Annotated in this window: 15 protein-coding genes and 2 pseudogenes; 16 read left to right on the top strand and 1 reads right to left on the bottom strand. The window is 64.9% G+C overall.

The features are described 5' to 3' along the window. The first annotated feature begins 127 nt into the window (after positions 1 to 127). The 5 genes from NTD88_RS08505 (at position 128) to NTD88_RS08525 (ending at position 6,023) form a co-directional block, all read left to right on the top strand. On the top strand, positions 128 to 1,405 hold the full coding sequence (locus NTD88_RS08505; protein WP_262154863.1) for a carbohydrate porin: 1,278 nt from the start codon (positions 128 to 130) through the stop codon (positions 1,403 to 1,405). A 263-nt stretch (positions 1,406 to 1,668) separates the two neighbouring features. Next, positions 1,669 to 2,904: an ethanolamine utilization protein EutH gene (gene eutH / locus NTD88_RS08510; RefSeq protein ID WP_095155126.1), complete on the top strand. Its 1,236-nt coding sequence runs from the start codon at positions 1,669 to 1,671 to the stop codon at positions 2,902 to 2,904. 29 nt (positions 2,905 to 2,933) lie between these two features. Next, positions 2,934 to 3,737: a LuxR family transcriptional regulator gene (locus NTD88_RS08515; protein ID WP_262154862.1), complete on the top strand. Its 804-nt coding sequence runs from the start codon at positions 2,934 to 2,936 to the stop codon at positions 3,735 to 3,737. Between the two features lie 220 nt (positions 3,738 to 3,957). Next, positions 3,958 to 4,725 (top strand): SDR family NAD(P)-dependent oxidoreductase, encoded by a 768-nt coding sequence (locus tag NTD88_RS08520; RefSeq protein ID WP_095155128.1) that lies wholly within the window; start codon positions 3,958 to 3,960, stop codon positions 4,723 to 4,725. Positions 4,726 to 4,751: 26 nt separating this feature from the next. Next, complete coding sequence (locus NTD88_RS08525) at positions 4,752 to 6,023, top strand: D-arabinono-1,4-lactone oxidase (protein ID WP_262154861.1); 1,272 nt, start codon at positions 4,752 to 4,754, stop codon at positions 6,021 to 6,023. A gap of 132 nt (positions 6,024 to 6,155) precedes the next feature. Here NTD88_RS08525 and NTD88_RS08530 read toward each other — a convergent pair whose 3' ends face one another. Then, positions 6,156 to 6,770 carry a LuxR C-terminal-related transcriptional regulator gene (locus NTD88_RS08530; protein WP_262131185.1) on the bottom strand — a complete coding sequence of 205 codons (615 nt, stop codon included), beginning with the start codon at positions 6,768 to 6,770 and terminating at the stop codon, positions 6,156 to 6,158. Between the two features lie 167 nt (positions 6,771 to 6,937). Here NTD88_RS08530 and NTD88_RS08535 point away from each other — a divergent pair, with 167 nt between their 5' ends. The 11 genes and pseudogenes from NTD88_RS08535 to NTD88_RS08580 all read left to right on the top strand — a co-directional run bounded on the left by NTD88_RS08535 (position 6,938) and on the right by NTD88_RS08580 (position 18,179). Next, the gene (locus tag NTD88_RS08535; RefSeq protein WP_095155131.1) at positions 6,938 to 7,426 is read left to right on the top strand and encodes a dimethylamine monooxygenase subunit DmmA family protein; all 489 of its coding nucleotides are present in this window, start codon (positions 6,938 to 6,940) and stop codon (positions 7,424 to 7,426) included. Further along, positions 7,423 to 8,343: a PDR/VanB family oxidoreductase gene (locus NTD88_RS08540; protein ID WP_262154860.1), complete on the top strand. Its 921-nt coding sequence runs from the start codon at positions 7,423 to 7,425 to the stop codon at positions 8,341 to 8,343. Before NTD88_RS08535 ends, NTD88_RS08540 begins: the two co-directional genes overlap by 4 nt. Positions 8,344 to 8,361: 18 nt before the next feature. Continuing rightward, the gene (locus NTD88_RS08545) at positions 8,362 to 9,378 is read left to right on the top strand and encodes a heme-dependent oxidative N-demethylase family protein (protein ID WP_095155133.1); all 1,017 of its coding nucleotides are present in this window, start codon (positions 8,362 to 8,364) and stop codon (positions 9,376 to 9,378) included. A 28-nt stretch (positions 9,379 to 9,406) separates the two neighbouring features. Beyond that, on the top strand, positions 9,407 to 10,537 hold the full coding sequence (locus NTD88_RS08550; protein WP_262154859.1) for an aminomethyltransferase family protein: 1,131 nt from the start codon (positions 9,407 to 9,409) through the stop codon (positions 10,535 to 10,537). 35 nt (positions 10,538 to 10,572) lie between these two features. Beyond that, positions 10,573 to 11,427, top strand: coding sequence for a formyltetrahydrofolate deformylase (purU, locus tag NTD88_RS08555; protein ID WP_095155135.1), 855 nt, complete (start codon positions 10,573 to 10,575; stop codon positions 11,425 to 11,427). A 198-nt stretch (positions 11,428 to 11,625) separates the two neighbouring features. Next, positions 11,626 to 13,023 carry an NAD(P)-binding domain-containing protein gene (locus NTD88_RS08560; RefSeq protein ID WP_262154858.1) on the top strand — a complete coding sequence of 466 codons (1,398 nt, stop codon included), beginning with the start codon at positions 11,626 to 11,628 and terminating at the stop codon, positions 13,021 to 13,023. Between the two features lie 30 nt (positions 13,024 to 13,053). Beyond that, positions 13,054 to 15,396: a DUF1989 domain-containing protein gene (locus NTD88_RS08565; RefSeq protein WP_262191722.1), complete on the top strand. Its 2,343-nt coding sequence runs from the start codon at positions 13,054 to 13,056 to the stop codon at positions 15,394 to 15,396. A 467-nt stretch (positions 15,397 to 15,863) separates the two neighbouring features. After that, positions 15,864 to 16,148: pseudogene (locus tag NTD88_RS29170) on the top strand (PAS domain-containing protein); the annotation flags it as partial. 27 nt (positions 16,149 to 16,175) lie between these two features. Beyond that, positions 16,176 to 16,439, top strand: a pseudogene (locus NTD88_RS29175) (methyl-accepting chemotaxis protein); the annotation flags it as partial. Positions 16,440 to 16,626: 187 nt separating this feature from the next. Beyond that, the gene (locus NTD88_RS08575; protein ID WP_262156311.1) at positions 16,627 to 17,988 is read left to right on the top strand and encodes an ammonium transporter; all 1,362 of its coding nucleotides are present in this window, start codon (positions 16,627 to 16,629) and stop codon (positions 17,986 to 17,988) included. An 11-nt stretch (positions 17,989 to 17,999) separates the two neighbouring features. After that, positions 18,000 to 18,179, top strand: a complete 180-nt coding sequence (locus NTD88_RS08580) for a hypothetical protein (RefSeq protein ID WP_095155140.1) — start codon at positions 18,000 to 18,002, stop codon at positions 18,177 to 18,179. Positions 18,180 to 18,219: the final 40 nt, after the last annotated feature.

Below are 18,219 nucleotides of genomic sequence, written 5' to 3' on the forward strand. Positions count from 1 at the left end.
GATTTTAGTTAATAACCACCCCGTGCCGTTAACCACCCCCCCCCCCCCCCGGGGGGGGGGCCCCACGTTTGTCCCGCGCGGCTTCGGCCGCGCGTTCTGTTTTGGCTTTACCCCGGGAATCTCCTTCATGTTTTCTGTTCTTTCCGACCGCCGTGCTGCCCTGCTGCTGGCGGCCTGCTGTCTGACCCCCGCCTTCGCTAACGCCTCCGATGTGTTCGACCGCTCGACCCTGACCGGCGACTGGGGCGGCCTGCGCAACCAACTGGAAGCCGACGGCATCCACTTTACCGGCGACTACAGCGGCGAGACCGTATACAACGCCGACGGCGGCCTCAAGCGTTCGGCGCGCTACTCGCAGAACCTCAAGCTCGGCGTGCGCTTCGACCTGGAAAAAATCTACGGCGTCGATAATGCCGGCGTGGTGCAACTGACCGTCAACGACCGACGCGGCAACGACGGCTCCGGTGACCTGGTCGGCAACCGCCTGCCAGTACAGGAAAACTTCGGCGGCCTCTACACCCGCCTCACCGAACTGAGCTACGAGCGCAGCCTGTTCACCCCGGCGCTGGACGTGAAGCTCGGCTACATGGCCATGGGCAACGACCTCGGCGGCCTCGACAGCGGCATTCTGTGCAACTTCATGAACGCCGGTTTCTGCGGGCATCCGCTGAACATGTCCGGCGGCAGCGGCTGGACCAACTACCCCAACGCCCGCCTCGGCGTGCGCCTGAAGTACAGCTTCAACCCGGCCTGGCAGGTACGCGTCGCGGCCTTTGCCGTCGACCCGGACAGCAACGGCAACTCCAGCCGCGCCTGGCATGTCACGCCCAAGCACAAGACCGGCACCGTGGTTCCGGTGGAGCTGGTGTACAAGAAACTCGATGGCCTGGCGGGCGAATACAAACTGGGCTGGTACTACGACAACTCTGACGCCACGCGCATCGGCAGCAATGAAAAAGTCGCCGGTCGTGGCGGCCATTACCTGCTGCTGGACCAGGCGGTATGGCAATCCGGTGCGCTGTCGGGGCAGAGCCTGCACGTGTTCGGCCAGGCGGCGGCGGCGAGTTCGGCGGCGTCGCCGTTCAGCAAGTGGTACAGCACCGGCGTAGTGCTCAAGCAGCCGTTCGCCAGCCGTCCCAATGACACGGTGGCACTCGGTTTCGGCCGCGCGGTGCCTAATCCACGCAGCCGCGAAGTGCAGGAACAGAACGCCCTCGCCACTGGCCAGGACTTCCCCAACCTGGACAACGCCGAGCGCCTGATCGAACTGAGCTATGGCTACCAGGCGACCCCGTGGCTGATGCTGCGCCCGGATGTGCAGTACATCATCGAGCCGGGGGCTTTCTCGGGCAGTGATATCGATAATGCGCTGGTGTTTGGCTTACAGGTAAAGGCTTCGCTTTGACGTAGCCAGCGATAGCGGCCGGCCGGCAGCAGGTTTGCGGCCGGCCTCATCGCCAGTGAATCCAGCAAAATTTCATCCCCCCTCCTATACCCCCCGGTATATGTACAGAACGGCGCCCGCCGCCGTACCTTGCCTATCACTCCGGCAAGCGTCCCTCACAACAATCCCGCCCCCGGAGCCGGCGCCAGCCTTGTGCTTCGGCGTCGCCCTGCAGCATCCCTGTCCAACTGCCAATAAACCGAACAAGAGAAGAGGCAGCAATCATGGAAAATATCGGCACGTACATCATTTACCTGATCATGGCCTGCGCCGTCATTGGCGCCATCGCCTCGATCGTCGACGCCGAGTCGGCGCTCGGCAAGGAGTTCACCGCGGGCCTGCACAGCATCGGCCCGATCTTTATCCCTGTCGCCGGGATCATGGCCTCGATTCCCTATATCTCCAGCTTCATCGCCACCTTCATCGCGCCGATATTCCTGTGGATGGGCGCCGACCCGGGAATAGCCGGCCCGATCTTCATCGCCTCGGACATGGGCGGCTATCAGCTGGCCCACAGCCTCGCGCAAAGCCCCGAGGGCTGGATACTCGGCCTGCTGACTGGCTTCCAGTCCGGCGCCACGGTGATTTTCGTCATTCCGGTGGGGCTGGCGATGCTGCGCAAGGTCGATCACAAGTACATGGCGCTCGGGGTCATGGCCGGGCTGTTGACCATCCCCCTGAGCATCCTGGTGATTGCCATGGTGACCCAATTCCTCGGCCTCGGTGTGCGGGCGGATGTCGCCACCACCGGCGCCGCCACCCAGGCCCTGCACTTCACCCTGCCCATGTTGTTGCGCAACCTGATGCCGCTGATCCTGTTCTGCCTCGCCCTCGCCGCCGCCCTGCGCTACCTGCCCGGACTGATGGTGACGCTGTTCCTGAAACTGGGTCAGCTCATGTATCTGCTGGTAACACTGGTGCTGGTCGCTTCCATCGTCGAGTACTTCACCTCCGCCTTCAGCCACCTGTTCGGCGGCTGGGGCTTCGCGCCGATCATTGCCGACCAGACCGACCAGTTCCGCGCCCTGGAAATCGCCGGCTATATCGGCATCATGCTGTGCGGCGCGTTCCCGATGGTGTACCTGATCAAGCGCTTCCTGTCCCGGCCGATCGAGAAGGTCGCGACACGCCTGGGCCTGTCCGCAGTGGGCGCCGCCGGTGTGCTGGCGGCCTCGTGCAATATCCTGGCGATGTTCCGTCTGGTGCAGGACATGCCGGCCAAGGACAAGGTGCTGGTCATCGCCTTCTCGGTCTGCGCCGCCTTCACCTTCGGCGATCACATGGCCTTCTCGGCCAACTTCCAGCCCACCCTGATCCTGCCCCTGATCATCGGAAAATTGACCGGCGGCGCCCTTGGCATGCTTCTGGCTTACTGGCTGGCGGTGCCGAAAGCCGTGGAAATGGATCTTTCGGACATCGCCGGGCAAGCGCACTTCGAGGCCGCGCCCCGGCTTGTTTGAGCCCGAAAGCAGAAGGCGTGGCAATCACAATGAGAGCTGAAGAAGCGACACGCCTGTCGGCGGTCATACGCGCGGCAGGCAGCGAGGCACTGGGTGGTGCGCTGGATGAAATGGTCCGGCGCACGCTGGCGTTCGATATGAGCTGCGCCTACCTGTTCCGCTTCAACCACAACGCGCGGCTGATCCACAACGGCTACAACCAGTCGGTGCCGGAAAAGACCCTGGCCGCCTACCTGCGTGGCGGCTATCTGCTCGATCCGTTCTATGTCGCCTGCATCAACGAACACCCCGCCGGCCTCTGGCGCATGAGCGATCTGGCCCCCGACAGCTTCTTTTCCTCGGGCTTCGCCATCTCCAGGGACCTGCACCCCTGCGTGTCGTCCGAACAAGGCAGCGAGATCGAGGAAGTCGGCTTCATCGTGCCCATCCGCCCGCAGGTCGCGGTGGTCTATTCACTGATGCGCAATCTCTCCAAAGGGCCGTTCAGCGACGACGAACTGACGGAACTGGGGCGGATGGCGCCGGTGCTGTCAGCGGTCTTCGAACTGCATTGCCGGCTGGCCCTGGGCGACCAACTGGTGGACCCGCAACGCAGCGATGTGATGCTCGAAGACGCTTTCATCGACATGCTCCAGGGACAACTGACCGATACCCAGCGCTATGTCGCCAAACTGGTGTTGCAGGGACATAGCAGTACCTCGATCGCACGCACCCTGAATATCTCTGAAGGCACAGTAAAAGTGCACAAGCACAATATCTACCAGCGTCTGGAGATCTCCACTTACGCGGAACTTTTCCGTTTATTCATCAACTACATCGCCAGAACTTCCTGAACAGCGACCGTTACTGTCCCGGGCCTCTGCAACAGGCACCGGGGCTTTTTCGTGCGCGAATCCGGTGCAACTTCCAATGGATTTAAATCACTCCATCTATACCGCCAGGTATATGGTTTTCCGCAACTTCCCCGTTCATTCTCGATACCACAGCGCCAGTTGCTGCCCTCCAATAAAAGCACTTCATTACGTGGCCTGTTCCACGTTCAGGAGAAACACAATGAGTGGACGCCTCAACGGCAAAGTTGCCCTTGTCACCGGTGGTGCGGGAGGCTGCGGCCTGGCCGCATCGGAACTGTTCGCCGCCGAGGGCGCACGCGTCGGAATTGTCGACCTGCCGAGCAGCGACGGCAGCCGCATCGCCCATGCCCTGCGGGAGGCCGGTCATGACGTGGTGTTCGCGGCGGCAGATGTGTCCGACGCGGCGCAAGTGGCCGCCGCAGTGGCCAGTGTGGAAGAAGCGTTCGGCCCGATCACCGTCTTGATGAACCACGCCGGCATCCTTTGCGCCAAGCCCTTCCTCGACACCACCGAAGAGGACTGGGACCGGATCATGGCGGTCAACGTCAAGAGCATGTTCCTCGTGACCAAGGCCGTGTTGCCGGGAATGCTCGCGGCGGGCGGCGGCAGCATCGTCTGCACCTCGTCGATCTCGGCGGTGGTGGGTACGCCGATGGAGGTGCTGTATTGCACCAGCAAGGGTGCCACCCATATGTTCGCCCGGGCCATCGCGGTCGAGTACCGTGATCGCGGGATCCGTTCCAACGCCATCTGTCCCGGCTTTATCGCCACCGCTCACGGCCTGCGTGAAATCGACACCCTGGGCAAATACGGCGTGGATGTCACCGAGGCGGCGATCGCCGTAGCCCAGGGCCGCCTGTGCCGCCCCGAAGAAATCGCCGCCGCCGCGCTGTTCCTCGCCAGCGACGACGCCAGTTTCGTCAACGGCGCGCACCTGTTCGCCGACAACGCCTACACGGCTCTCTGATCAGAACAACAAGCAGGAGATCTATCGTGACCACCTCGTCGAACAACATGCACATCAATGAGTTCGGACTGGAGCACGCCCACTGGCGTAACTGGGCCGGCAACCAGTCCTGCATCCGTGCCGAGCGCGGCGCGCCGACCAGTGAAGACGAACTGTGCAGCCTGGTCAGCGACGCAACGCGCCGGGGCCTGAACGTGCGCGTCGCCGGGTCCGGGCATTCCTTCACGCCCGTGGCGCTGACCAACGGCCTGCACCTGACACTGGGCAACCTCAGTGGCATCCGCCATATCGACTACGAGCGCAAACGGGTAACCGCCGGTGCCGGAACCACCGTCAATGCCTTCGGCAAGGCGCTGCGGGATGCCGGGTTTTCGATGATCAACCAAGGCGATATCGACAGCCAGTCCATCGCCGGCGCCCTCACCACCGGCACCCATGGCACCGGCCTGCAACTGGGCAACCTGGCGTCGTCGATCGTCGGCATGAAGCTGATCCAGCCGGACGGCCGCATCATCGTCGTCGACGAAAGTACACCGGACCTGCTCCAGGCCGGGCGGGTGTCGCTCGGCGTGCTGGGCATCGTCTCCGAACTGACAATGCAGGTGACCGACAGCTTCCATCTGCACGAACGCATCTGGCGGGAAGACTTCGAAAGCGTGATGGAAAAGCATGACGAACTGGCCAGGACGCACCGGCACTTCAGCTTCTTCTGGTGCCCCACCGAACGCAGCCGTCACTGCTACTGCCTGCCCGACACCGCGGCCACCTCCAGCAGCGACCGCACCACCGATGTCTGCGAGGTCAAGGTGATGGACATCACCGACCGCCCGCCGCTTGAAAGTGCCTTCGAAAAAATCGCCTACAGCTCCGACGTCTACCCCATCGAATACCTGCCCAACTTCCATGAACTGGAATACGCCGTGCCGCTGGTTCACGCCAAAGAAGCGCTGCGGGCCGTGCGCAAGACCATGCTCGAAGACTTCCCGGAAGCGATCTACCCGATCGAGTACCGCTTCACTGCGGGCGACGGCGCCTGGATGAGCCCGTTCTTCGAGCAGGACAGCGTGACGATTTCGGTCTCCGGAGAACCGGGTACGGACTACTGGGGATTCCTCCGTGCGGTGGATGCCATCCTGCGCAGTTATGGGGGCCGGCCGCATTGGGGCAAGCTGCACTTCCTCACCGGTGAGGATGTGGCGGCGATCTATCCAAGGGCCAGGGACTTCCGCGCCCTACGCCGCGAACTGGACCCGGAAGGGGTGTACCTCAGCGAGCATTTGAGTCCGTTGTTCAGGTAGCCCAGGGCTGGCAACAACATCGTTCCGACCGGCCTCATCGCCGACAAGACTGGCCCCCACAGGGTTCTGCGTTTAGCCTGCACCCTGTGTGTGGCTTGCCAGCGATGAGGCCCCGTCAGCCCCGCAAACCTCTCAGACCAACCGCTCGAAAATCGCCCCCTCCACCCCCAACACCTCGCCGCTGCTGGAGTAGATCCCCACCCCCGTTTCCCAGACATCCTTGATCCGCCCCTGCGCGCAGCGGATGCGGTAGCTGAGCTGATACGGCTCGTGCTTGAGCAGCGCGCACTGCACGCAGTACCAGATGTAATCGGCGTACTCATCAAGGATCAGCGAGCCGAAACTGCGCTGCGGGTTGCTGGTGAGGTAGTCGGCGGGGTAGCCAGTCAGGGGCATGCAGCCGGCGCTGACGTACTCCATGTACCAACTGCGGTCGTTCTTGCCGCGGTAGATCAGGCCCGGCAGTTCATTCAGCAGGCCAAGGGCGAACGGAATCGGTGCAGCCGGCGCCGCAGTTGCACGCTCAGCGGGCACGCCACGGTGCACCCGTGTCGCCAGTGCCAAGCGCGATTCCATGCGGAATTTGCGCAACAGGTTACGCACGTAGATCTTCACGGTCCCGTCGCTGATTCCCAGCTCCCGGGCGATCTGCTTGTTACTCAGACCCGCGCCGATCAGCGTCAGGGTCTGGCCCTCGCGCTCGGTGAGTGCGTCCCGGCCGGGCGTCGACAGCGTGGCGTTGTCCATCCCTCTACTCCTGCAACCCTGGGGAATTGCCTGAGGGACAGCAACTTCCATGCCCTTTCATGGCAACTACTCCTTTTGGCATACCTCCTCTAGCGGATTGAGCGAAATTTCTTGCGGGGAAATTATTTACCCCACGAAGAAACACGACTTCATCCGCCGAGGTGTCCATGAGCAGTGTCGCCACCGTCCATCCGTTCAGCGTCCCGTGCTATCCGGCCAGTCCGTCCCGCCCTGCCATCGATCTGCTGGTGACCCGCGCCAGGGACTCCCAGATAACAGACGAACGCCAATTGGTGCTGACCGACTTCGCCGACAGCGCCGCCCTGCACCACGCCCTGAGCAGCCGCCTGGCCCAGGCCCGCTGCGGCCTGCGCCTGGAACTGCGCGGCGACGAAGCGTTTATCTGGCCGCTGCACGCCGTGGCACGGCAAGCCGGCCTGCAAGACGACGAAATCGTCCTCAGCCATGTGCAAGGCAGCCGCCTGGTGTTCTGCGTGCACTGCGCCCGCTGCCAGCCCGCCAGCCCCGAAGACAGCCTGGTCTGCGGCCACTGCGGTGTGCACCTGGAGGTGCGCCGCCACTTCTCGCAACGGCTGGGCGCCTACCTCGGGGTCTGCGCCGATGCCGAGCAACCGTTCGCCGAGGTGCGCCCATGATCGACGTCCGTATCGCCGCCATCCGCGAACTCACCCCGGTGATCCGCGAGTACCGCCTGGAAGCCCTGACCGGCGAGCTGCCCGGTTTCTCCGCCGGCAGCCATGTGCAAGTGCACCTGCCCAATGGCCGGCGCAACGCCTACTCGCTGCTGGGCGACCCGGCCGACCGGCGCCAGTACCGCATCGCCGTGCGCCATCAGGACGCCTCGCGCGGCGGCTCGCGTTTTCTCCATCAGGAAATGAACGCCGGCGACCAGCTCGCCATCAGCGCCCCGGCTAATCTCTTCCCGCTGTACAGCAAGGCCCGCCAGCACCTGCTGGTGGCGGCCGGCATCGGCATCACGCCGTTCCTCGCCCATGGCCGCGAACTGCTGCGCCGTGGCGAAGACTTCGAACTGCATTACGCCTACCGCGCCGGCAGCAGCGATGCCTACCTGACCGAACTGCGCGCGCTGCTTGGCCCACGTCTGCATGAATACCCCAGTGGCACCCGGCGCCTGGACCCCGCCGTCCTGCTGCGCGATCGCCCGCTGGGCGCCCACGTCTACAGTTGCGGCCCGCAATCGCTGTTGCTGGCTATCCAGGAGCAGGCCGCCGCCTTCGGCTGGAGCCCACGCAGGGTGCACAGCGAAGCCTTCGCCGCAGCGCAACCCGGCCAGCCGTTTCGCGTCGAGCTGCTGCGCAGCGGCCGGCACCTGCAGGTCAGCGCCGAGCAAAGCCTGCTCGAAGCCCTCGAAGCCGCCGGTGTGGAAGTGCCCAACCTGTGTCGCGGCGGGGTCTGCGGCCAGTGCCAGACGCCGTACCTGAAAGGCGACGTCGAACACCGCGACCACGTCCTCGCCGCCGCCGAGCGCGCCAGCAGCCTGATGCCGTGCGTATCCCGCGGCTGCGGCAGCCCGATCCTGCTCGATATCTGACCCCGGAGACGCCACGCCATGACCCTGACTTTCACGCCGAACGAAACCTACCGGGACGACTTCAGTTTTCACAACAGCGCGGCGGCCATCGCCCGCTTTCCCTTCCCGTTCCCCGAAGACCAGTACATGTACTCGGTGAACATCGAGCCGGCGGTGTCCCGCGATCCGGGCTCGGTGTTCGAACACACCTTCGATGTGGACGAGCACTACGTCTCGGAAATGGCCGAGCGCGCCCGGGTGCTGGAGCAGGACCCGGAGCGCTGCATGGTCATGCCGCACATGGTGCCGGCGGCCTGGGACATCCTCGAAGTGCTGATGGAACACCTCGCCCGCGACTACCCGGAACACTTTCAACTGACCCGCCACGGCGACGCCTGGCACTGGCGCAACCTCGCGCTCGGTATCGACCAGCGCTTCACCTACGGCGACCCAACCACCCTGCCCTGCGAACCCCTGGAATACATCACCCGGCAGATGCAGGGCGATTTCGCCCTGCTCGACCAGCGCGACAACGACCTGTTCATGGACGCCGGTATGGTCACCTGCCCGGCGGACTGGTCGCTGCGCTTCGACGCCGGCATGAGCTTCAAGCAGTGGCATTCGCCCGTGCCGATCGCCAACCAGATGGGCGTGTTCGACCGTGCCCTCAAGTACCTGGTGAACATCCAGGTCGGCCAGCCGGTGCGCCGGCTGAACTGGACCCTGACCATCAATCCGCGCCTGGACACCTCGCCCGAAACCTTCCATCAGTGGGGCAGCGACCGCGGCAAGGTCACCGCCGACAACGCCGGCGAGTTGGTGCACCTGCGCGTGGAGCTGCAACTGATGCTGCGGCTGCCGCGCTCCAACGCGCTGCTGTTCGGCATCCGCACCTACCTCATCAGCCTGGATGAGCTGGTCACCAATCCGGCTTGGGCGCAGCGCCTGCACCGGGTGATCCGCGACCTGCCCGAGGCCATCGCCGACTACAAGGGCATGACCCGTTACCGCCAGCCGCTGGTCCAGTGGCTGAGCCGCTTCGACCCCGAAGCCTGACCCCGATTCACCACAAGAGGAATTTCCCATGAGCAACTCATGGCGCATCAGCGCGCTCCGCGAACGCCACCTGGCCCTCGGTTCGAACCTGGAAGACTGGAACGGCATGGGCACCGCCTGGACCTACGCCAGCGACCTGGCCGACCACCACGAAGCCATCCGCACCCACGCCGGCTTGATGGACGTGTCCGGGCTGAAAAAGGTCCACTACGTCGGGCCCCATGCCGAAAGCCTGCTGCAGTACGCGACCACACGGGATATCTCGAAGCTCTATCCGGGCAAATCGGTGTACGCCAGCCTGCTGGATGAGGACGGCACCTTCGCCGATGACTGCATCGTCTACCGCACCGGCCCCAACGCCTTCATGGTGGTGCACGGCGCCGGCATCGGCCACGAAATGCTGATCCGCTCGGCCCAGGGCCGCCAGGTCGCGGTGCTGTTCGACGACGACCTCCACGACCTGTCGCTGCAAGGGCCCAAGGCGGTGGACTTCCTCGCCGAACACGTTCCCGGCATCCGCGACCTGCCGTACTTCCACCACCTGCAAACCAAGCTGTTCGACCGGCCGGTGATGATCTCCCGCACCGGCTACACCGGCGAGCGCGGCTACGAGATCTTCTGCAAGGCCGCCGACGCCCCGCTGATCTGGGACAGCATCCTGGAAAAAGGCCAGGGCCACGGCATCATCCCCTGCGCCTTCACCGCCCTCGACTGGCTGCGGGTCGAGAGCTACCTGCTGTTCTTCCCCTACGACAACTCGCAGATGTACCCCTTCGCCGACCAGAAAGCCGGCGACACCCTCTGGGAACTGGGCCTGGACTTCACCGTGTCACCCGGCAAGCGCGACTTTCGCGGTGCCGGCGAGCATTACCGGCGCCAGGGCCAGGAGCGCTTCAAGATCTTCGGCGTGCTGCTCGACGGCCATAGCGCCGCGCAGAACGGCGACACCCTCTGGCACGACGGTCGCCAGGTCGGCGTGATCACCTGCGCCATGTACTCGCGCCTGACCGAACGCTCCATGGCCATCGCCCGCGTCGAGCCGCACATCGCCAGCCAGGGCCTGCCCCTCGAAGTGCGCGGCAGCCTCAGCGCCAAGGCCATCGCCCATAGCCTGCCGTTCGACGACCCGGAAAAGAAAAAGCGCACCGCCAAAGGCTGAACGCTTCCGACCTTGCCTGCACGAGAACCACCGACATGACCCACTACATCCTCAAGATCAGCTGCCCGGCAACCTCCGGCATCGTCGCGGCGGTCACCACTTACCTGGCGGGCCGCGAGTGCTACATCAGCGAACTCGCGCAGTTCGACGACGAACTTGCCGGGCGCTTCTTCATGCGCGCGGTCTTCCGCTTCAACGATGGCGTGAAGCCCGACCTGGACGCCCTGCGCCAGGGCTTCGTCGACGTCGCCGTGCCCTTCGCCATGGACTGGGACCTGTTCGAAGGCAACCGGCCGATGCCGGTACTGCTGATGGTCAGCAAATACGACCACTGCCTGGCCGACCTGCTCTACCGCCACCAGAAAGGCGAGATGGACATGCGCATCACCGCCATCGTCTCCAACCACCTCGACCTGCGACCGATGGCCGAGCGTGAGGGCATCCGCTTCGTCTACCTGCCGGTGACCAAAGACACCAAGACGCAGCAGGAAGCCGCGCTGCTGCAACTGGTGGAAGAGACCGGCACCGAGCTGGTGGTGCTGGCGCGCTACATGCAGATCCTGTCCGATGACCTGTGCCGGCAACTGTCTGGCCGGGCCATCAATATCCACCACTCCTTCCTCCCCGGTTTCAAGGGCGCCAAGCCCTATCACCAGGCCTACGCCCGCGGCGTCAAGCTGATCGGCGCCACCGCGCACTACGTCACCTCCGACCTCGACGAGGGCCCGATCATCGAACAGGAAGTGCAGCGGGTGGACCACGCCTGGCTGCCCGACGACCTGGTCAGCATCGGCCGCGATACCGAGACCGTGGCCCTGTCCCGCGCCGTGAAATACCACCTGCAACACCGGGTGTTTCTCAACGGCGAACGGACCGTGATTTTCCGCTGATACCGCGCGCCACACGAGCGATGCAAAACCTGTAGGAGCGAGCTTGATCGCGAAGGGCCCTCACTGACCGGCCTGGACAGTTTCAGTTGCCGAGGCTGGGGCTGCGTTGCAACGACCTTCGCGAGCGAGCTCGCTCCTACAGAACCCCTTGAACCAACAAGTGATGTTCTTCCGAGAAAACTCACATGGAGTACCCCCATGAAACTGCGTGTTGCCATCATCGGCGCCGGCCCCTGCGGCCTGGCCCAGTTGCGTGCCTTCCAGTCGGCCCATGCCCAGGGCGCCGAGATTCCCGAACTGGTCTGTTTCGAAAAACAGGCGGACTGGGGCGGCATGTGGAACTACACCTGGCGCACCGGCCTGGACGAACACGGCGAGCCGGTCCACGGCAGCATGTACCGCTACCTTTGGTCCAACGGGCCGAAAGAATGCCTGGAATTCGCCGACTACAGCTTCGATGAGCATTTCGGCCGGCCCATGGGCTCCTACCCGCCGCGCGAGGTGCTCTGGGATTACATCCAGGGCCGCGTGGAAAAAGCCGGCGTCCGCCCGTGGATCCGCTTCAACACCGCCGTGCGCGACGTGCATTTCGACGCCGAGAGCCAGACCTTCAGCGTCACCGCCCACAACTACGCGCAAGACCTGACCTACAGCGAAACCTTCGATTACGTGGTGGTCGCCAGCGGGCATTTCTCCACGCCGAACGTGCCCTGCTTCCCCGGTTTCGAAAGCTTCGCCGGCCGCGTGCTGCACGCCCATGACTTCCGCGATGCCCTGGAATTTCGCGGCAAGGACGTCCTTATCGTCGGCGGCAGCTACTCGGCCGAAGACATCGGCTCGCAATGCTTCAAGTACGGCGCCCGCAGCATCACCAGTTGCTACCGCAGCGCGCCGATGGGCTACCAGTGGCCGGAAAACTGGGAAGAAAAACCGCTGCTCACCCATGTGAAAGGCAGCACCGCATTCTTCATCGACGGCAGCAGCAAACACGTCGACGCGATCATTCTCTGCACCGGCTACAAACACCACTTCCCGTTCCTGCCGGAAGAACTGCGCCTGAAAACCGGCAACCGCCTGTGGCCGCTAAACCTCTACAAAGGCGTGTTCTGGGAGCAGAACCCGCGGCTGATCTACCTCGGCATGCAGGACCAGTGGTACAGCTTCAACATGTTCGACGCCCAGGCCTGGTACGCCCGCGATGTGATCCTCGGGCGCATCGTCCTGCCCGACCCGCAACGGATGCAGGCCGAAGACCTGGCCTGGCGCGAGGCAGAAGAAAAACTCGAAACCGCCCAGCAGATGTTCGAGTTCCAGGGCGAGTACATCCGCCAGTTGATCGAGGCCACCGACTACCCGAGCTTCGACATCGCCGCGGTGAACGAAACCTTCCTGAAATGGAAGAAAGACAAGTACGAAAACATCATGGGCTACCGCGACAAATGCCACCGTTCGCTGATCACCGGCACCCTCGCCACGCCCCACCACACGCCGTGGCTGGAAGCGCTCGACGATTCCCTGGCGGCTTACCTGGCCGATGACCCGCGCACCGCGTTGAAGACGCCAGAGCCGATCCCCGGCGCGATGACCCCCTCGTAAGCGCGCAACCCGTCAGCCAAGGAGCCTTGCATGCAAACCCCCGTGATATCCCGACCGCTGGAGCCGGCGTTGTTCGCCCGCGCGGCGAGCCTGGAACGCCACCGCGTCGCCCCCGGCGGCCTGACGGTGATTGGCCTTGAACCGGGCGACCGGCTGGAGGTGATAGACCTCGAAGGCGACCAGCGCGCCGAGTTGCTGGCCTTCGCCGGCAGCCGCCCGGCGCTGGGCGCCCTCGGCCTGCGGCCAAGCCCCGACACCGGTTTCATCAGCCACCTGCTGCACGACGGCAGCCGCGAAGCCGCGTACATGACCGAGGGCCTGGTGCGGCGCGGTATCGACTGCCGGCACCTGCCGGAGGCCGCGCGGCTGTGGCCCGCCGGCACGCCGGCTAATCACAGCCGCCGCTTCCATGCCGCCGAGGCGCTGCTGGTGATGGTCGCCGCGCCCGGCGGGCCGATCGCCGTCGACAGCCAGGCACGGGCCAGCGAGCTGCGCCTGCTGATCCACCGGGCCAATCCGCGCAAAGCCCTGGCGCCGCCGCTGCCCGCACCGCTGGGCGAGGTGGTGGACGAGTTCACCATTCGCCCAGGCTCGGCGCGGGACTATGCGGTACGTGCCGGCCAGTACATCCAGGTGCTGGATGTCGCTGGACGGCAGTGCTCGGACTTCGTCGCCTTCGACCGTCGCAGCCTGGATGCCGGCCGCGAAATCGACCTCGACCCGACCGTGACCCGCACCCTCAACGGCAGCGCCTATCCAGGGCCCGGCCTGTATAGCCGCTTCTACGACCGCAACCTGCAACCGATGCTGGAAGTGGTGCGCGACACCGTGGGCCGCCACGACACCTTCGCCCTGGCCTGCACCGCGCGCTATTACGAGGCCCAGGGGTACTTCGGCCATGACAACTGCAGCGACAACCTCAGCCGTGCCCTCGCCGCCCACGGCGTGACAGGTCGCCCCGGCTGGCCGGCGATCAATTTCTTCTTCAACACCGGGGTCGACGCCCACCAGCACCTGACCCTCGACGAACCCTGGTCGCGCCCCGGCGACTACGTGCTGCTGCGTGCCATGACCGACCTGGTCTGCGCCAGCAGTTCCTGCCCGGACGACATCGACCCGGCCAACGGCTGGCTGCCCACCGACATCCATATCCGTGTGTATAGCGAAAAGGAGCGTTTCAGTATCGCCATGGCCACTCGAAAAACGCCCGACGCCGACCCGGTGCTGACCCGCGAAAGCGGCTTCCACCCCGGCACCTCCGCCCTCACCCGCCAGTTCAGCGAATACCGCGGCTTCTGGACCCCGACCCAGTTCGACGGCTACGGCACCCTCGCCGAATACCACGGCTGCCGCGAACGCGTGGCGGTGATGGACCTCTCCGCCCTGCGCAAATTCGACGTGCTCGGCCCCGACGCCGAAGCCTTGCTCGATCACTGCCTGACCCGCGACGTGCGCAAGCTGGCGGTGGGTCAGGTGGTCTACAGCGCGATGTGCTACGACCACGGCGGCATGCTCGACGACGGCACCCTGCTGCGCCTGGGCGCCGATGCCTTCCGCTGGATCGGCGGCGAGGACCATGCCGGTGACTGGCTGCGCGAGCAGGCGGCGAAGCTGGGCATGAAGGTTTGGATCAAGAGCGCCTCGGAGCAGATCCACAACATCGCCGTGCAAGGCCCGCTGGCCCGTGCCCTGCTCAAGGAGATGATCTGGACCCCGGGCACCCAGCCGAAACTCGAAGACCTCGGCTGGTTCCGCTTCCTCACCGGGCGCCTGGACGACTACAACGGCCCGCCGCTGATGGTCTCGCGCACCGGCTACACCGGCGAACTGGGCTATGAAATCTGGTGCCACCCCAGCGACGCCCTGCGCGTGTGGAACCGTGTCTGGGAGCTGGGCGACCCGCTGGGGTTGGTCCCCCTCGGCCTGGCGGCACTGGACATGCTGCGCATCGAAGCCGGGCTGATCTTTGCCGGCTACGAATTCTGCGACCAGACCGATCCGTTCGAGGCCGGCATCGGCTTCTGCGTGCCGCTGAAAAGCAAGCAGGCCGACTTTATCGGCCGCGAAGCCCTGCTGCGCCGGGCCGCCCATCCGCAGCAGAAACTGGTGGGCCTGGAACTGGACGGCAACGAACCGGCGGCCCATGGCGATTGCGTGCGGGTCGGCCGGGCCCAGGTCGGGGTGATCACCAGCGCCACCCGTTCGCCGGTGCTGGGCAAGAACATCGCCCTGTGCCGCCTCGACGTCGCCCACTGCGAGCCGGGCACCCGCGTCGAAGTGGGCAAGCTCGACGGCCAGCAGAAGCGCATCGGCGCAACCGTAGCCGCCGGCACCGTGGCCTATGACCCGGACAAGAGCCGGGTGCGGGCGTGAGGACGAAACTGGAGGAGAAATTGCTAGGTGTAAGTCGAGGGACTGTCCCCACCGTCAAGGAGTAGCGAGCGATGTGGTTCAGCAAAGCGTCCAGTGAACTGGCCAATGAAGTCAGCCAGTGGCTTGAACACCTGTCCAGCAACGGCGGCGGCGCGCTCAATCCGCCGGTTCTGCAGCGTCAGCCGCGCTTGGCCGGCGCCCTGCAGCACCTGCAACGGGATTGGACGGAGCTGCAGCGGGTCCGCCAGCAGGCCGAGCGCCAACCGACGCCGCCCTGCACCGCCGAGGAGCACGCTGCCCTCGAACGTCGCGTGGCGGAAGCCGAAGCGCGGGCGGCGGCCCTCGCCGCCGAACGCGACGACGCCGAACAGCGCTGCCTGACCCTGGAGGCCGAGCGGCAGCGCTGGGACGAAGAACGCCAGGTCTGGGACCTGACCAAGCGCACCCTCACCGAAGGCTGCTGGGCGATGAACGTGGTCAACGGCGACCCGGACCATCCGCAGAACGTGATCCGCTGGTCCGAGCAGTTCCGCAACCTGATCGGCTACAACCGCGAAACGTTCCCCGATGGCTGGGACAGCTACTTCGGCGTGGTCAACGCCGACGACCTGAAGAACGTCATGAAGGTATTCAACAGCGCCATGGTCGACAGCCAGGGCGACGGCCTGTACGCCGTGGAATACCGCATGCGCCACAAGACCCGTGGCGAAGTCTGGTTCCGCGAGCGTGGGCGTTGCCTGCGCGACGCCCAGGGGCGGCTGACCTGGGTGACCGGTGCAGTGCGGGAAATCAGCGACGAGAAAACCGCCGCCTCGCTGCATGACCGCGAGCAGGCCAGCATCCAGGCCACCTACGGGCAGATCGCCCAGGTCGCCGGGGTGATTCGCGGGATTGCCGAACAGACCAACCTGCTGGCGCTGAACGCCGCCATCGAAGCGGCGCGGGCTGGTGAAGGCGGCCGCGGCTTCGCCGTGGTGGCCGATGAAGTACGCAACCTGGCGCGCCGGACACAAGAGTCGGTGCAGCAGATCCAGACCATGTTGCAGAGTCAGTGACACAGCATCGCTGCGGTTCGGCGCCCCGACTAGCTCGCTCCTACGCGATTTCTGTAGGAGCGAGCTTGCTCGCGAAGGACCACCAAGCAACAAATCCAAAAACAAGAAACCAGCGTCGTCCCCTTCCCTCTGCCCACCACAACTATTCCAGCGACAACGCATCGAGGATTGAGTGATGGAAGAACAGAAAACGCCGACCCTGGAGGAACTCAAGGGTCTGATCGAGATGACCAACACCCTCAATATGGAAATCTTCTATTGGTGGTGCATCGCCCTGATGATCCTGATCCACGCGGGGTTCCTCTCCTACGAAATCGGCGCCTCGCGCCTGAAGAACGCCCTGGCCGCCGGGGTGAAGAACATCCTCGCCTTCGGCTTCATCGTCCCCACCTTCTTCCTCTTCGGCTGGGCCATCTACAACGCCTTCCCCGACGGCCTCGTGCCGCGCATGGACGCCCTCGCCGCGGCCATGCCGTGGAGCCAGAGCATGGGCCCGAACATCAAGGACAACGCCACCGGGATTTTCTGGGGCGCCTTCGCCCTGTTCGCCGCGACCACCGGCTCGATCCTCTCCGGGGCCATCATCGAGCGGGCGCGGATGAGCGCCTTCATCATCATGACCATCCTGCTCGGCTCGGTGCTGTGGCTGTTCGGCGCCGCGTGGGGCTGGCACCCGGAAGGCTGGCTGACCGTGAAGTGGGGCTACCATGACGTCGGCGCGGCGGGTGTGGTGCACATGATCGCCGGCTTCTTCGCCCTGGCGGTGGTGATCAACCTCGGCGCCCGCATCGGTCGCTTCAACCCCGACGGCAGCGCCAACGCCATCGTCGGCCACAGCATGCCGATGAGCGTGGTCGGCCTGATGCTGATCATCGTCGGCTTCTTCGGCTTCCTTGGCGGCTGCATCATCTACAGCTCGGGCGCGCAGTGGATCAACATCTACGGTGCCCCCACCACCCTCTCCGCCTTCGCCTTCAACACCCTGATGGGCTTCGCCGGCGGCCTGATCGGCGCCTACCTGACCAGCCGCGAGCCGTACTGGATGATGTCCGGTGGCCTGGTCGGAATCATCTCCGTGGCCCCCGGCCTTGACCTCTACCACCCCGGCCTTGCCTACCTGATCGGCATGGGCGTGGCCGCCGTGGCGCCGCTGGTGAACAACCTGCTGCTGAAATTCCGCCTCGACGACGCCGTCGGCGCCTTCGCCGTGCATGGCTTTGGCGGCTTCGCCGGGCTGGTCATCAGCGGCATCTTCCTTGCTGGCTACCCGAACATGAACGGCATGGCGCCGATCAGCTTCTTCGGTCAACTGGGCGGCGCGGTGGTCATGGCAGCGCTGGGCTTCATCCCCGGCTACCTGGTCTCCTGGGCACTGAAGAAAGCCGGCGTGCTGCGGGTTCCGGCGCATGCCGAAGAGCGTGGCCTTGACCTCACCGAAGTCCCGGCCCAGGCCTACCCGGAATGGAACGGGATCTATGGCGAGCCGGTCAGCAAACCCAAGGCGAGCCTGATCGCCGAAAGCAAAGCCACTGTCTGAGGAGCAACGCCATGAGCATCAGTACCTACGAAGGCGCCAGCGCCGTATTCACCTTCGCCGACAAACCGGTCGTGCTCGGCTTCATCACCCTGGTGGTGGTGGCCGCAACCCTGTATGCCCTGGTGACGACGTTTGTGCATGAGAAGCACAGCTATGCGATGCCGGATGAGGAGTTGCCGAAGCTGAAGTGACGCCCGAAAAATCGCGAGCGAGCTCGCTCCTACAGGACCC

It is taken from the genome of Pseudomonas sp. 20P_3.2_Bac5, assembly GCF_025466035.1.
In the GTDB taxonomy this organism is placed as follows: Bacteria; Pseudomonadota; Gammaproteobacteria; order Pseudomonadales; family Pseudomonadaceae; genus Aquipseudomonas.

Bases quoted from the DNA above. Each gene is read 5' to 3' on its own strand.
- purU (WP_095155135.1), top strand. From the start codon at position 10,573: ATGACCCACTACATCCTCAAGATCAGCTGCCCGGCAACCTCCGGCATC.
- NTD88_RS08550 (WP_262154859.1), top strand. From the start codon at position 9,407: ATGAGCAACTCATGGCGCATCAGCGCGCTCCGCGAACGCCACCTGGCC.
- NTD88_RS08505 (WP_262154863.1), top strand. From the start codon at position 128: ATGTTTTCTGTTCTTTCCGACCGCCGTGCTGCCCTGCTGCTGGCGGCC.
- NTD88_RS08545 (WP_095155133.1), top strand. From the start codon at position 8,362: ATGACCCTGACTTTCACGCCGAACGAAACCTACCGGGACGACTTCAGT.
- NTD88_RS08530 (WP_262131185.1), bottom strand. From the start codon at position 6,770: ATGGACAACGCCACGCTGTCGACGCCCGGCCGGGACGCACTCACCGAG.
- NTD88_RS08580 (WP_095155140.1), top strand. From the start codon at position 18,000: ATGAGCATCAGTACCTACGAAGGCGCCAGCGCCGTATTCACCTTCGCC.
- NTD88_RS08565 (WP_262191722.1), top strand. From the start codon at position 13,054: ATGCAAACCCCCGTGATATCCCGACCGCTGGAGCCGGCGTTGTTCGCC.
- NTD88_RS08515 (WP_262154862.1), top strand. From the start codon at position 2,934: ATGAGAGCTGAAGAAGCGACACGCCTGTCGGCGGTCATACGCGCGGCA.
- eutH (WP_095155126.1), top strand. From the start codon at position 1,669: ATGGAAAATATCGGCACGTACATCATTTACCTGATCATGGCCTGCGCC.
- NTD88_RS08520 (WP_095155128.1), top strand. From the start codon at position 3,958: ATGAGTGGACGCCTCAACGGCAAAGTTGCCCTTGTCACCGGTGGTGCG.
- NTD88_RS08540 (WP_262154860.1), top strand. From the start codon at position 7,423: ATGATCGACGTCCGTATCGCCGCCATCCGCGAACTCACCCCGGTGATC.
- NTD88_RS08560 (WP_262154858.1), top strand. From the start codon at position 11,626: ATGAAACTGCGTGTTGCCATCATCGGCGCCGGCCCCTGCGGCCTGGCC.
- NTD88_RS08535 (WP_095155131.1), top strand. From the start codon at position 6,938: ATGAGCAGTGTCGCCACCGTCCATCCGTTCAGCGTCCCGTGCTATCCG.
- NTD88_RS08575 (WP_262156311.1), top strand. From the start codon at position 16,627: ATGGAAGAACAGAAAACGCCGACCCTGGAGGAACTCAAGGGTCTGATC.